The 13,382-nt window shown below is 57.6% G+C and carries 12 protein-coding genes and 3 pseudogenes; 10 read left to right on the top strand and 5 right to left on the bottom strand.

The window, feature by feature from the left end; translation table 11 throughout:
- Positions 1-9: 9 nt before the first annotated feature.
- The 7 genes and pseudogenes from SO139_RS34690 to SO139_RS34660 all read left to right on the top strand — a co-directional run bounded on the left by SO139_RS34690 (position 10) and on the right by SO139_RS34660 (position 5,936).
- Positions 10-933, top strand: coding sequence for a carbohydrate ABC transporter permease (locus SO139_RS34690; protein ID WP_498541437.1), 924 nt, complete (start codon positions 10-12; stop codon positions 931-933).
- A complete protein-coding gene (locus SO139_RS34685) occupies positions 930-1,796 on the top strand; it encodes a carbohydrate ABC transporter permease (protein ID WP_498541417.1) in 867 nt (288 codons plus the stop codon). The genes SO139_RS34690 and SO139_RS34685 overlap by 4 nt, the downstream gene beginning before the upstream one ends.
- On the top strand, positions 1,797-3,317 hold the full coding sequence (locus SO139_RS34680; RefSeq protein ID WP_498541436.1) for a DUF5060 domain-containing protein: 1,521 nt from the start codon (positions 1,797-1,799) through the stop codon (positions 3,315-3,317).
- 103 nt (positions 3,318-3,420) lie between these two features.
- Positions 3,421-4,497, top strand: coding sequence for a 3,4-dihydroxy-2-butanone-4-phosphate synthase (ribB, locus tag SO139_RS34675; protein ID WP_498541416.1), 1,077 nt, complete (start codon positions 3,421-3,423; stop codon positions 4,495-4,497).
- A 590-nt stretch (positions 4,498-5,087) separates the two neighbouring features.
- Positions 5,088-5,273, top strand: a pseudogene (locus SO139_RS34670) (ArdC-like ssDNA-binding domain-containing protein); the annotation flags it as partial.
- Positions 5,273-5,710 (top strand): annotated as a pseudogene (locus tag SO139_RS34665) (TraB/TrbI/VirB10 family type IV secretion system protein); the annotation flags it as partial. The pseudogenes SO139_RS34670 and SO139_RS34665, both read left to right, overlap by 1 nt.
- 4 nt (positions 5,711-5,714) lie before the next feature.
- The gene (locus tag SO139_RS34660) at positions 5,715-5,936 is read left to right on the top strand and encodes a DUF2274 domain-containing protein (protein WP_498541415.1); all 222 of its coding nucleotides are present in this window, start codon (positions 5,715-5,717) and stop codon (positions 5,934-5,936) included.
- Positions 5,937-6,092: 156 nt separating this feature from the next.
- Here SO139_RS34660 and SO139_RS34655 read toward each other — a convergent pair whose 3' ends face one another.
- Positions 6,093-6,866, bottom strand: coding sequence for a Crp/Fnr family transcriptional regulator (locus SO139_RS34655; protein WP_498541414.1), 774 nt, complete (start codon positions 6,864-6,866; stop codon positions 6,093-6,095).
- A 192-nt stretch (positions 6,867-7,058) separates the two neighbouring features.
- Between SO139_RS34655 and SO139_RS34650 the strand changes: the two are divergent.
- Both SO139_RS34650 and SO139_RS34645 read left to right on the top strand, forming a co-directional pair.
- A pseudogene (locus tag SO139_RS34650) lies at positions 7,059-7,577 on the top strand (LabA-like NYN domain-containing protein); the annotation flags it as partial.
- A 278-nt stretch (positions 7,578-7,855) separates the two neighbouring features.
- On the top strand, positions 7,856-8,011 hold the full coding sequence (locus SO139_RS34645; protein WP_498541413.1) for a hypothetical protein: 156 nt from the start codon (positions 7,856-7,858) through the stop codon (positions 8,009-8,011).
- Positions 8,012-8,204: 193 nt separating this feature from the next.
- Here SO139_RS34645 and SO139_RS34640 read toward each other — a convergent pair whose 3' ends face one another.
- A complete protein-coding gene (locus tag SO139_RS34640; RefSeq protein WP_498541412.1) occupies positions 8,205-8,417 on the bottom strand; it encodes a DUF6894 family protein in 213 nt (70 codons plus the stop codon).
- Between the two features lie 123 nt (positions 8,418-8,540).
- On the opposite strand from SO139_RS34640, the gene SO139_RS34635 reads away from it, so the two are divergent.
- A complete protein-coding gene (locus SO139_RS34635) occupies positions 8,541-9,494 on the top strand; it encodes an AraC-like ligand-binding domain-containing protein (protein WP_498541411.1) in 954 nt (317 codons plus the stop codon).
- A gap of 752 nt (positions 9,495-10,246) precedes the next feature.
- On the opposite strand, the gene SO139_RS34630 is transcribed toward SO139_RS34635, so the two are convergent.
- The 3 genes from SO139_RS34630 to SO139_RS34620 all read right to left on the bottom strand — a co-directional run.
- Positions 10,247-10,780: a cytochrome b gene (locus SO139_RS34630; RefSeq protein WP_498541410.1), complete on the bottom strand. Its 534-nt coding sequence runs from the start codon at positions 10,778-10,780 to the stop codon at positions 10,247-10,249.
- A 201-nt stretch (positions 10,781-10,981) separates the two neighbouring features.
- Positions 10,982-11,959: a LysR family transcriptional regulator gene (locus SO139_RS34625; protein WP_498541409.1), complete on the bottom strand. Its 978-nt coding sequence runs from the start codon at positions 11,957-11,959 to the stop codon at positions 10,982-10,984.
- Between the two features lie 1,199 nt (positions 11,960-13,158).
- Positions 13,159-13,382 (bottom strand): ATP-binding protein (locus SO139_RS34620; RefSeq protein ID WP_498541408.1); only part of this gene is annotated, 224 nt, incomplete at its 5' end.

Here is a 13,382-nt window from a genome sequence, read left to right as displayed (position 1 = left end):
TCGGATACGATGGTTCTCTCCCGACGCAGCTGGCGTGACGGCCTCACGTCCGCGCAGGTGCAGGGCTGGATTTTGCTCGCTCCTGCGCTGATCATCTATGCGGGCTTTGCCCTGTATCCGATGATCGAAGTCTTCGTGCTCAGTTTCCAGAAGTGGAATGGGCTGTCGCCGGCGCGCGAATTCGTCGGCTTCGCCAACTACATCTTCATATTCAGGGACGATCCGGTCTTCTGGATGGCGTTCGGCAACACCGTGATCTGGACCGCGCTTGCCATCGTTATTCCTCCGGTCGCCGGCTTCTTTCTGGCGCTGGCCTTGAACCAGGCGTTGCCCGGACGCAATGCCTTACGCGCGGTGTTCTACCTGCCGGTGGTCATTGCTCCGATCGCGGTCGCGACTATGTGGAAGTGGATGTACGATCCATTCTTCGGATTGTTCAGCACGTTTCTGACCGATCTCGGATTGCAGGCTCTGATCCCCGACTGGCTGGGCGACAGGAAGATCGCGCTCTATTCGATTTTTGCGGGCTACATCTGGCAACACGCTGGTTTCTCCATGGTGCTGTTCCTGGCCGGGCTGCAGGGTGTCTCGGATTCCCTGATCGAGGCGGCGCGCATGGATGGCGCGAGTCGATCTCAAGTCCTGAGATATGTGATCCTTCCGGCGCTGCGTACGACGACGACAGTGGTGATCGTCCTGTCGCTCATCCAGTCCTTGAGGGCGTTCGACATCGTTTACGGCATGACGGGCGGCGGCCCCGCGCAATCGACCCAGATGTTGGCCTTGTGGGCGTTCACGCAATCCATGCAGATCCATGATTTCGGCAGAGGTGCGGCCGTCGCGGTCGTGCTGCTTCTGATGACGATCGCTGTCATCGTTCCCTACCTCTTCTGGCGGGCGAGGATAGACAAGGCGCAGGGACGGGCCGCATGAGCGCAGCGACGGCTCCATTCCGGCAGATGGGCTCGGATCGTATCGACCCGCTCCTGGTCACCCTTTGGATCGTGTTGATCATTTTGGCGCTGATCTGGATCGCGCCGGCCGTATTCATCGTATCGACGTCTCTCAAGTCGACGCAAGAAGTGATGGGCGGAAGTGCGTTCGCTCCGCCCGCCGAGTTCTATTGGCAGAACTATACGTCGGCGTGGGAGCGCGGCCGGTTCAGCACGACCTTCCTTAACAGTGTCATCGTTACCTTCGTGAAGGTGCCGATCGGCCTGGCGTTCTCGGCTATGGCGGCTTATGCGCTATCGCGGATCAAGTTGCCGTACGGGAAAAGCCTCCTCGCACTGTTTGTGTTCGGCACCATGCTGCCGTTCCAGGTGATGCTCGCTCCACTATTTTCCGTCGTGAACGGTATCGGTGCGATCAACACCTTCATTGGTCTCTGGCTGCCCTACATCGCGTTCGGCGTGCCCTATCAGGTCTTCATCCTCCATGGCTTCTTCAAGGAAGTCCCCGAGGAGCTGAGCGAAGCGGCCATCGTCGACGGCGCATCGCATTTCACAATCTTCCGGCAGGTGTTTCTGCCGATCTCGCTGCCGGTTCTTGCCGCGCTGTTCATTCTAGATTTCGTGGCCACCTGGAACGAGTTCGCGATGGCGCTCGTAATCCTGCTCAACAACAAGAACTGGACGCTGCCGCTTGCGCTCATGGGATTTCAAGGCGAGTTCGGCAGCGACTATGGGCCGCTCAATGCGGCCATCGTGACGACCGTCGTCCCGGCCGTCGTCGTTTATCTGATCTTCCAACGCTATTTCGTCGGTGGTTTGACCGCCGGCGCAGTCAAGGGGTGAATCGTGAAGCAGCAAGTCGCATTGTGGGATGTTTTCGAGGTCGAGCTGAAAGGGGCGGATCTGGCTAACCCGTTCACTGACGCGTCGCTGAGCGCCGTATTCTCGTTCGGAAGCAGACAGGTGGTCGCAAAGGGCTTTTACGATGGCGACCAGATATGGCGTATTCGCTTCATGCCCGATACCGAAGGTGAGTGGCGGTTTACGACAGAGTCGAACCGGCCCGAGCTGAATGGCCGTGAAGGGTCCTTCGTCTGCGGTCCCGCTCGGCCCGGCTTCCACGGACCGGTGCGTGTGAAAAACCAGTTTCATTTCGCTCATGCTGACGGCACGCCGTATTTTCCCTTCGGGACGACCTGCTATGCCTGGACGCATCAGCCGCTGGCGATGCAGGAACAAACCTTCGAGACCCTTCGCGTCGCGCGGTTCAACAAGATCCGAATGTGCGTATTCCCGAAGCACTACATCTACAACAACAACGAACCGCTGATGCCGATGTTCGAGGTCGGCGCCGACGGAAAGGAGCATTTCGACCGTCCTAACGTTGCGGCCTTTCGTCATCTCGACGCGCAGGTCTTGCGATTGCGCGAGATGGGCGTGGAGGCCGACATCATTCTGTTTCACCCCTACGATCGCTGGGGCTATTGTCTGATGGGAGAGGAGCACGATGCGCGCTATCTCCGTTACGTCGTCGCGCGTCTGTCGGCCTACGCCAACGTCTGGTGGTCGCTCGCGAACGAGTATGACTTCCTCCTTGACGTCAAGCCCGTCGAGTATTGGGATCGCCTCTTCCATGTTGTGGAAGAGTGCGACCCTAACAGGCACGTTAAATCGATCCACAACGGCAATCCCAGAATGAACTTCGATCATCGGAAGCCGTGGGTCGATCACGTGTGCATCCAGAATTGGGACGTCAAGCTCACGGCGACCTGGCGCGACACCTGGGGTAAGCCCGTCATCAACGACGAGCCCGAATACGAAGGCAACATTCCGCGTCCCTGGGGCAACATATCCGCGCAGGAGCTCGTCCATCGCTTCTGGATCACGGTAATGCGCGGTGGTTATGCCGGTCATGGTGAGACCTTCATGCATCCCGAGGATCTGTTGTGGTGGGCGAAGGGCGGCGCGCTCCGCGGCGAAAGCTGGAAGCGGATCTCCTTCCTGCGGGATCTGCTCGAACAGGACGTCAAGCGAGGTCTCACACCCTATACGCCGGCAAATTCCCGCGGCGAGTTCAGTCGCATTTCCGGTGCTCACGACGGCGACGTACGCTATCTCTATTTTGGTGAGCACCAGCCGCGCGAATGGGCGGTCGGACTGCCGATGGAAGATGGCGATTATGACATTGACCTGATCGACACCTGGGATATGACGATCACTCCACTGGAGAAGGCACCGCTTCCGGTTTCGCCGGCGCTGCGTGGACATCTTGGCGTCGTGCATAATGCCGGGCCGGAGGCGGCATTCGGCGTCCGTCTCCCCGGAAAGCCGTGGCAGGCCGTTCGCGTCAGAATCCGTAAGTAGAGGAAAAATCTGGGGTTTCGGGCGCGATGGTCGACCATTGCGCCCTGAAGCGATCTAGTCCATACCGCTTCATCCAAGATGGTTGTTTGAGGTAGTACGGAAGATGGCTCATTCAATTCCCGACGTGTTGAAGGCATTTGCCGACGGTGAAATCGTTGTCGTGACCGACGATGACGATCGGGAAGGAGAGGGCGATCTGATCGTCGCGGCCTCGCTCTGTACCGCAGAGAAGATGGCGTTCATCGTTCGTCACACCTCGGGAATTGTGTGTGCACCCGTGACGGTCGAAGACGCGCGCAGGCTTCGCCTCGATCCAATGGTCGCCCACAACGATTCGAATTACTCGACCGCGTTCACGGTTTCGATCGACTACAAGCCGGGAATGACGACCGGCATCTCTGCCGAAGAACGTACGGCGACGTGCCGCGCCCTGGTCAACTCAAACGTCGGGCCGAACGATCTTGCCAGGCCCGGTCATATCTTTCCGCTGATCGCCAGAGATGGTGGCGTTCTGATGCGTTCCGGTCATACCGAAGCAGGCATTGATCTTTGCCGACTATCGGGACTGCCTCTGGTCGCCGTTCTAAGCGAACTGATGAACGATGACGGCACCGTAATGAAGGGGCCGCAGGTCACTGCTTTCGCGGAGAAGCAGAAGCTGAAGCACGTTACGATTTCTGACTTGATCGCATACCGGCAGGCTCGCGAGAAACTCATTGAGAGAGTTTCGTCGTTCACGATCGACAGCCCAATCGGTCCACTGGAAGGTCACGCTTACCGCTCGCCATTCGACGAGATCTTCCACCTCGCTCTCGTGTACGGAAACGTCGGCGACGGCAAAAATGTCTTGACTCGGTTTCACAAGCCCAACATCGTCAAGGACTTGTTTCGCGGACCGCAACGGGTCCTGAAGGCCCTGGAGCATTTCAAAAAGCGCAAGTCCGGTGTGCTAGTCTATCTTCGAGACGGTGCTGCCGGCGTGCCGGTTGAGCCCTTGGCAGATCAGAGTTCAGTGGACGCTGACCGCAACAAACAATGGCGAGAGGTCGGAGTCGGCGCGCAGATTCTGCGTGATCTCGGCGTCTCATCGATCTGCAATCTCTCCTCTTCCATTCACGAGTACAAGGGCCTTTCGGGCTTCGGAATCGAGATTGTCGGAAGCGAGCCGTTCGAGGGCTGAGCAGAAGGCCAGTCGAAGCCGCAATACGTAGGGGAGTTTATTAGGGCGGCCAGAGTTTGTTTGGTTCCGATCATAATCAGCGTCAGGCTTCTGGGGCTGTGATTGCAGTCGATTCCGCGCGGGCCGTCCGGCTTCGATCCCTCGCGCAGAGACTGCGGAGCTCCTCGCCGGGGGCGCTCGGAAAAGGGGCTCGCCTTCGGCGATCGCTATCACTGCCCCTGTCCCGGGTGCCGCTGTTAACCGGTCTCGTCGCTGCACTCGGACCCGCGTGCCCCTTCGGGTCGCTATGCTCACGCTCTCCGGGTGCCATTTCAGTCGGGCGATGCGCCATTGGCGCACGCCTGTTTAGGGCCTGCGGCCCCTAGACACTCAAGGCCAAGTCCCATGAAGAAATGGGACGAAGGCGGCACGCTTCGTAGATTTTGCGTTCTCTCACTTGTGTGTGCGGCGAGGGCCAAACCGGGCTCTCGCAAGTCACACGCCATCGTTTCCTCGCGAAAGAGGCTGAGAGGAAGAGTGCTGCCCGGGTTTTGCCGTGACGGGTTACAGGCTGCGAGAGAGGCTCGCGGCGCCCGTCGCGGAGACCCGCGATGTCCAGACATTCTCCTCGAGCGCGTACCGATGAGGACCGGGCAAGCCTTTATGATGAAATCACTAACAAGATCATCGCTGAACTTGAGGCAGGCCGAGTGCCATGGATGCAGCCTTGGGGCACCGCGGCGAATGCGTCCTTGGCCATGCCGAAAAGCGCCGCGACCGGCCGTCAATACAGCGGCCCCAGGGCGCCCGGCTGATCGGGACCTACGACAGCCAGGTCGCATTTGGGCAATCGCGTGTGCTACTAGTCTGGACCAGGCTGATCATGCCCAACGGCCGCTCCATCGTGCTGGAACGGCAGCCGGGAGCCGACGCTGCGGGGTATTCTGGCCTTGAGGATCAAGTCGACAATCATTGGAAGGAATTGTTGGACGCGGCTGCGCTCTCAACCCTGCTGGCGGTTGGGACCGAAGTGAATTCGGGCAGCGACGTTAACAGTAGCAACAGCGGCATCATACAGGCGCTGCGGCGGGGAGCGGGAGAGTCTCTCAATCAAACCGGTCAGCAAATCGTCCGGCGTAGCCTCAACATCCAGCCGACGCTGACCATACGTCCAGGGTTTCCGGTGCGGGTCATGGTCAATAGCGATCTCGCGCTTGAACCATACAGGAGCTAAGAGCATGGCCAAACTCAAACTCGGTGCACTCACCGACGACAAGCCGGTGAAGGTCACGCACGAGCTGCCCGCAAGCGTACACCGAGATTTGGTCGCCTATGCCGAGTTACTTGCGCGCGAGAGTAATCAGCCCGTTGGCGATCCGGTCAAGCTGATTGCCCCGATGTTGACGCGCTTCATGGCAACGGATCGGGCCTTTGCAAAGCTTCGCGCACACATCAAGTGACCCTGGACTGGGCATTGTCAGACGAAGAAGAGAAGCCAGAGCAACAGGCTAGTGACGACCAGCGTCCATGTGATCGCCGCAGCAAGCAGCCAGCCGTCCAGCCCCCAACCTCGCGCCGATCGCTCTTCCAGCATAAGGCCTACACGGTTTTTTGTCTTACGAGAAAGTGATCGGAGGCCGCTTTGCCCTCGTAATCTGCGTGGGCAACGCTCGGATGTCGGCACCTTCGGTGCTTACAAGCTGGCGCTCGTACTCGCGTTTGATCAACCGCCAGCAAGGGCAGGAGCTTTGCTCCAGTCGAAAAGCGTCACGTATGACAAGCCGACCGCGCATCATTTCGATGAGCCCCTCCTTTCTGAGCAGAATAAGGCTCTCCGTCACCCCCGCGCGGCGCACGCCGAGAAGTTGAGCGAGCACTTGGTGGGTAAGTGGAATGTCGTCAGATTGCAAGGCATCGCGCGCGAGCAGCAACCATCGCCCAAGACGCTGCTGTAACGGATGGACCGTATTGCATGCGCCTGATTGAGCGGTCTGAACCAAGACCGACGCAACATAGGCGTGGACCACGGTGCGAAACGCCGGCAGCACAGCGAGTGCCTGCTGAAACCGATCCACCCTGAGGCGATAGGCGACACCCCCGACCTGCACAGTTCGGCGATGCATCGGCTGTGTGTTTATCGTCAGCACGAGAGGAACTCCAACAAGTCCTTCCGAGCCAATGAGCCAGACCTCAACAAACTTTTGAGGATCCACCTTGGCCCCGACCGATACGAGTCCGGTTTCCACAAAATAGACGTACGGCATGCGAACGCCGTAGCGGTGGAGAACTTGGCGTTTAGCCATCGACACCTCTTCCGAGAGCGATAGAACTTTCTCAAGTTCATCGCTCGGAAGCAGACGCAGCAATTTGTTGCGGACTTCGGTAGACATCAAAGGACGTCTTAATACGCTCTTATCTGCTGAGATGGCACACTGTACGATTTCGTACAAACAGATTGAAAAATCGTTGCCGCGTTCGTACCGCTTCGCCCACGAATGATGTTAGCTCGCCAGCTAAATTCATGATTCCGGCGATTCCACAAAGAGTCGTGTTGTTGTGAGCAGAAAGCAATTCACAGGCTAATGTCCCTAGGCTCGAGCAAGGTCGCGGTATTCATTGACGGTCTCAATCTTTACTTGACCGCCAAGATGCTCGGCTTTGTCATCGACTATCAGCGCCTGCTTAACGAATTCCAGAGTCGTGGAACCCTGATCCGAGCGTTCTATTACACCGTGCTCTTGGAAGGCCAGGAATATTCGTCTACGCGCCCGCTAATCGATTGGCTCGACTATAACGGCTTTACCGTGGTGACGAAGGTCGCGAAGGAGATCGTCGATACGAAGGGGCATCGTAGAATTGGGGGCAACGTGAACGTCGAACTGGCAGTCGATGCAATGGATCTCGCAGGTCACATGGATGAAATGGTTCTGGTTTCGGGCGATGGTGATTTTCGTCGGCTTGTCCAAGCCGTGCAGGGTCACGGCGTCCGCGTCGCCGTCATGTCCAGCATCGCAACTCAACCGGCAATGATCGCCCACGAACTGCGACGGCAGGCGGACCTCTTCGTCGACCTCTCGCAGTTGAAGGGTAAAATCTGTCGCCATGGGAGGTGGTTCGACAGCACGTAAATCACCCTCAAAGTCGCGGATACTAAAAATCCACAACACGCTTTCGAACATGCAGAGGTTCTGCTGCAAGAATATTGAACCGCTGAAGCGCCTAAGATAGCTGACTGAGTCGATTCCTGACGGATCGCGCGACCTCTAACGATGTGCGTAGTGGCCAGTTGCGATATGAGCGATCGCCTGCAGGATCAACGGTCGAGCAGCAATCACAGGCAGACTGCAACACACGACGATCGCGGTTGGAGACAGAATCGATGATCACTTATGTGAAGGACGCGGCCGGCATGCCCAATCTCAATGGCAATCCCACCAGCTGGCGACGCCATCTTTATTCGGCCAACCATAAGCACATCGGAACAATGCACCTCGTTTTGGATCGCCGCGGATTCTTGACCACCTCGACAAGCTGATTGACCATGTCCGAAGCACCCACCGGCTGTCGGCAAATAAACTGCCCGCCAAACGGTCACGTCGCGTCGAAGCACGCCAAGTAGCCTTCGATAGTCAATGTCGCAAACGAGCGCTCTTGTGGTCAAATGAAGACTTCACAACATGAACAGCGCAGCGGCAGCATTGGCATCCTTCATTTGTTTGAGTCGCTGTTCATGATGGAACGACCACCGGCATTCGGGCAATCTCATTGCCATCGTCGTCGACAGCGCGGACCTCACAGTCCCGATATTTGTCCCCCCTGTACGCAAGCTCGGCGGCGAAAACTGATGCATAAAGTCGGGCGGCCTCAGCGTCTGATAGCACTGTGCCTGTTTCGTCTTCTACCGTTCTCGCGGTGCACAAGATGTGAAAGTAGTAACGCATGAAAACTCGAAGTTATGAAGAGTAGCCTAACGTCCGCAATATAGTGCTTTTAATAGCCTCGGTATCGGCTAAGTAGGAACTGTCGTTCAGCCGAACTATCGTTCGGCTCTAAGGAGATGTTACGTGGAAACCGTCTTCTCAACCGAACAGGTCCATCCTCGCGATAAATTCGATTGTTGGCATAGCGTTGCCTGTAAACAAATCGTTGATCATGACGCTCAACCCTTGGCGCGATCGAGCTTTGAGGCCAAGATCGAGATTGGAAAATTCGATGGTCTAGGCCTGATTGTCGTCAATACTTCGCCCATGCGGATTTCACACGCCGCAGAGCACATTTCTCGCACGAAGTCGGACTACTTGTTTGTGTGCCGCCAAATTTCAGGCAAAGTGAAATTTGAGCAGTGTTCTCGAGAGGTCATATTGGAGCAAGGCTGTGTGACGCTCTTGGATCCTTTGCTGCCCTACACGGGAAAGTTTGCACAGGATTGCAAAATGCTTGTCGTCAAGGCTCCACGGCGCGAGTTGGAAGCGCGCCTTGGGAAGATCAGCGATGTAGTGGCTTGCTCAGTAATGCCTCGTCGGGCGCAGGATCGGTTAACATCATCAGTGATGGCCTTGTTACCTTCGCTTTCGAAAGAAAAGTATTCCGTGAGCGATAAGATCGTAACGAGTGACCTCCTCGATTTGATTGCCGTGTCGGTTGCTAAAACTCTAGGCGATGATCGTCCCCGCGTCTCCTCAGCTAGAGCCCTTGTGCTGCTGAACATTCGCTCGGTTGTGGAGGAGCGATTGACCGATCCAGCCCTCGACGCTCAGGCCGTGGCTGATGCCGTTGGAATAAGCTTGCGATACGCGAATAGAGTTCTCGCCGAGCTCAATACATCGCTCACCCGCTTTATTTTAGCGAGACGGCTCGCACGATGCCGCTATGCTCTTGAAGATCCGATCCAGGCGCATCGTACCGTTAGTGAGATTGCGCATGCATGGGGATTTTCCGACCTGACCAATTTTGGCCGTCGTTTCAAACAAGCCTACCGCATTCTACCCCGCGACGCGCGGGAAGCTGCCAAACGATGATGACGCGGTTGACACATTGAACATCAACCGAGACTGTCACGGTTTGCAGCGCTTTGGCGTCAGAGCCAAACGAGTTTCGCGAAGTAGGCCCTTTTTGAGAGCGTTGTCGTGGGCACGGCCCTGTTTGTTGTGGTTGCTGCTGATCGCGGCAACCGATCCAGTTAGCGCCATTTGGCGTAGGTCGGTTTGTCTCCGAGAGCTGAGACCGGCAGTAGTTCGTTGTAATCGCGCGAGCAGCGGCTTTAGCCCGTCTCTAATGCGGGCCTCAAGATTTGCAGCTCGGCCATCTTGCGGATGGCGCCGAACCCAGCCGATGCCGCGGTTCGTCGACAGCCGGATCTCCGCTGCAAAAGAAAGCAAATCTTCAATGGGCTAGCATCAAACCGGCGTGAGTGGTCTAAAATAGACTCATAGTTGAATCGGCAGGTATTTTAGTGAAGGGGCGGACGCGCTTGGGGCGAACTACTGTTGTAGCTACACGTTCCTCAAAGCCTCGAGGGCGCAGGGCTGCGCTGGAGGCGGCGATTCAAGCAAGGCAAGCTCCGGGTGTCCGGCCCGCCACGTCGCCGAGCGCATGACCGCGCGAGAACCTTCGTCGCTTCTTCGGTTGTAAGCACAACGGGACGGCTTGTGCGGATGAGCCGTCCCAAGAAACTACCCTGCCTGGAGGGCAGCACGACGTGAGACCGAGTGATTCTGCCGGGACCACTTCGCCGGAGGAACGTCTCGCCGCGGTAGCTCGGACTAATCATTCATGCGCCCGGAGCCATCGACTGAAAGACTTCGTCGCGCAGATAGAAGTGGTGGAAGAGAGCCGCGGCTGCATGCACGCCGGCAACCCAGAGGATGGCGTTGCCGAGGGTGGTATGTATTTCCATGATCAGCTGCCCCAATCCATGCGCCTTCGCGATCTGGGGGGCGATGTCGAATCCGGGGAGGGTGACGGGAATCCCCTCGAGCCAGGTACCAAGCACCGCCGTTGCTGGAATGGCGATGAGCAGCGCATAAAGTGCGAAGTGGACGAGCCTAGCGGCCACAGCCATCCATCGCGGCATCGGCCGCTTCGCGGGCGTGCTGTCGATCAGTCGCCATAGCAGCCGCAGCACGACGACAATGAAGACGAGCATTCCGAGCGTCTCGTGAATCCTGCGGAGCTGGTCCGCGGCGGCGGAATAGAGCGAATAACCGTCGCCCCTGCTCAGCACATAGGCGGCGAGAACCAGCATAACGGTCAGCCAATGGAGGGACTGGGTGCCGGCGCCGTAACGAGAGGAGGTGCTGCGCAATCCGATAGTCTAACTCCGATCTTGAGCCCGCCGCAGCGGTTGATGGACAGTGGCGGCGCGTCGCCAGGAATTTGAGCGCACCGCATTCGAACTCCTACAAATCAGTCCGGCTTCACGATATGGTTCCATCTTTGCTAAGACGCCTATCGTCTCGCTCGAAGATATTTGCCGTGAACTTCCGATGCACGTCGGCAGGATAGTTCATGGCGTATCAGTTAGTCCCGCTTCATGGTTGGGAACATTGTCTTTGTTCGAGGCAGGGGCAGATGCGTGGCGGAGTTTGTCCAGCGCGCTTGTCCAGTCGCGAACACGAGCAACCTTGATAAAGGCGTCGAGTGCCGGCGAATACTGTCTCCCCGCCACGGTCAAAAGTTGCACCTCGCGCCGGACGGGGTCGCCCTCAATTGGAATAGCCGCCAGCGACGGCAGCCTGGGAGCATGTTCTGGCGCCAGGATGGCCCCAAAACCGGCGGATGCCATTTGCTGAAGATGGCTTTCTTTAGCGCTCCTGTGCACAACTTTAGGGCCTGGACGGTCGGCAAAGCAAGCCTGCTTGAATCGGTCTGCGACATCGCATCCGACCCTTTCGAGAAACACCGCCTCATGCAAGTCTTGGGGCGGGATAACAGTTTGCCTCGCCATCGGATGTTTCCGAGACAGGACGAGCACGTACCGCTCCGCGAACAGCAGCCAGCGGTCGATACGCTCAGGTAGCTCCATGGCGTCACCGACGAGCGCGGCGTTGATCTCGCCATCCAAAAGCATTGCAACGAGCCTGTCGGCATCTGCCTCGCGCAGATCGGCTCGAAAGTCAGGGATGATCCTGGCGAGCTCCAAGAACAATTCCGTGATGAGCGCGGCGGAAACTGACGGCACCAGCCCGATCTTGAGCGGGGCGATTGTCTTTTTTTGATAGCCTTGCGCCTGAAACCGTACCGCCTCCGCGGCGGCAAGTATTTTCTCCATCGTGGGCAAAATCATCTTGCCCAGCTCGGTGAGCTGGGTGAGGTGACGTTCACGGTGAATCAACGCGCCACCGAGTTGTTGCTCCAGCTTGTGTACCGCCTTTGTCAGCGCCGGTTGGGTCACATTGCATTGCTCCGCAGCCCGCGTAAAATTGAGTGTCCTTGCTAGGGCTAGGAAATATCGCACCTGATGAAGCTGCAGCGGCATACTCATACTCGAAAGATTTCCCGTGGTTGGACCGTTCCAGTTCGTTGCCAAGAGTAGGCAGGGCGATGATCAAGTGGTTTGCGCGGAGCCAACAGATATTGTGCGCCGGCTCCGAATTGTCGACCCTTGTCTTGCGGAAAGTATTCTCAGCGAGGTCGTTTCCTATAAACGTTGCGGATCAGGACATCTGCTCAATCCCAGAGTCGGAAGCACACGCGTGTCGCTTTGGCGGTTTGACGTTTGGCTCATGATGATTGAAATTGTAGTAGCTCTACCCATGGTCCTGACGGTGACATCAGGCGACGCAGTTAACCCTGCGAACACGGCGCCCAACCTTTTTCTCCGTGACGCTGCAGTGCCTGATGTTCTTGCGGACTAAAGATAGAGCGGTTTGATCGCGGCGTTAAGCGCACTTCTTGTTGCGGGGTTCTCATTCTTGCGGGTTTGTTGAGTGAGTATCTCATGGCGCTGGCGTCTGTAGCTTGTCCAATACGTCAGTGGTCGGACCGGCGGCTCAACCCAAGTGGCGAAGAATTCGCCGCGGTTCAGAGGTCAGGATAGGTTGCGCTAAATCAGACTGCGGCCTTTTGCGGCGGGCCTCGCCGGCACGCCAGTCATATCCGTACTAAGTGCATAGTTTGCATTCGTTCGCCAACCTGACCGTCTGCCCACGCGTTGACCCGCCGTAACAAGCGCAATCGGCGCACGATGAGCGGGGAAGGGTGACGGTAGTCAGTCTCAGGCTGCACACGCGTCGCCCTTGAACATCGTTCGAATGCTTTCCGATCACCGCTCCCGCACGACGGACATTATCGGCAATTCTCTCGAGCGCCTGCCATTTTGGCATGTTCGATAACGCCGCAGCAATTTCTGACACGCGCTCATCGGCCAACGAGCTAGCTTCAAAGCCACGACCAACCCAAAGTCGCCCGATTTGATCGCTCGAACTCTACTCTCCCGTCAGCTGCGCCGAAGAAGGAGATGGTCATAGATCTGCAGATCTGCGCGCGATAAAGGGGGACGATGGCTGGGCCGGAGCGGTCTTTCTCTAGCGTTTCCGCCGTGCGAGGCAACCCGCAACGATCTCGCCATTCCAGCAGGTGAACTCGAGCGCGTCCGGTGCCAGCGATCGCGATAACAATGTCGGTTTTTTACCCACCTGCGGCCGGCGCCGACCAAACCCTTTGGTTGGCCCGCTGTAGGAGTCACCCTGCCTGATTTGATTGTGCAGGCAGGGTGAATTGAAATGTCGCGCCCTGAGGTTGGGCGGCGGCGGCCCACACTCGTCCCCCATGCGCTTCAATGATGGTGCGGCAGATCGATAGACCCATCCCCAAGCCGCCGGGCTTTGTCGTGTTGAAGGCGTCAAAGAGGCGCTCGAGATCCGATGAATTCAGACCTGGACCCGAATCCCGCACTACGACGAGCA

The organism is Bradyrhizobium sp. UFLA05-89 (assembly GCF_059803475.1).
Note: the sequence above shows the minus strand (reverse complement) of the source record. Positions and strands in the feature narration are given on the sequence as shown.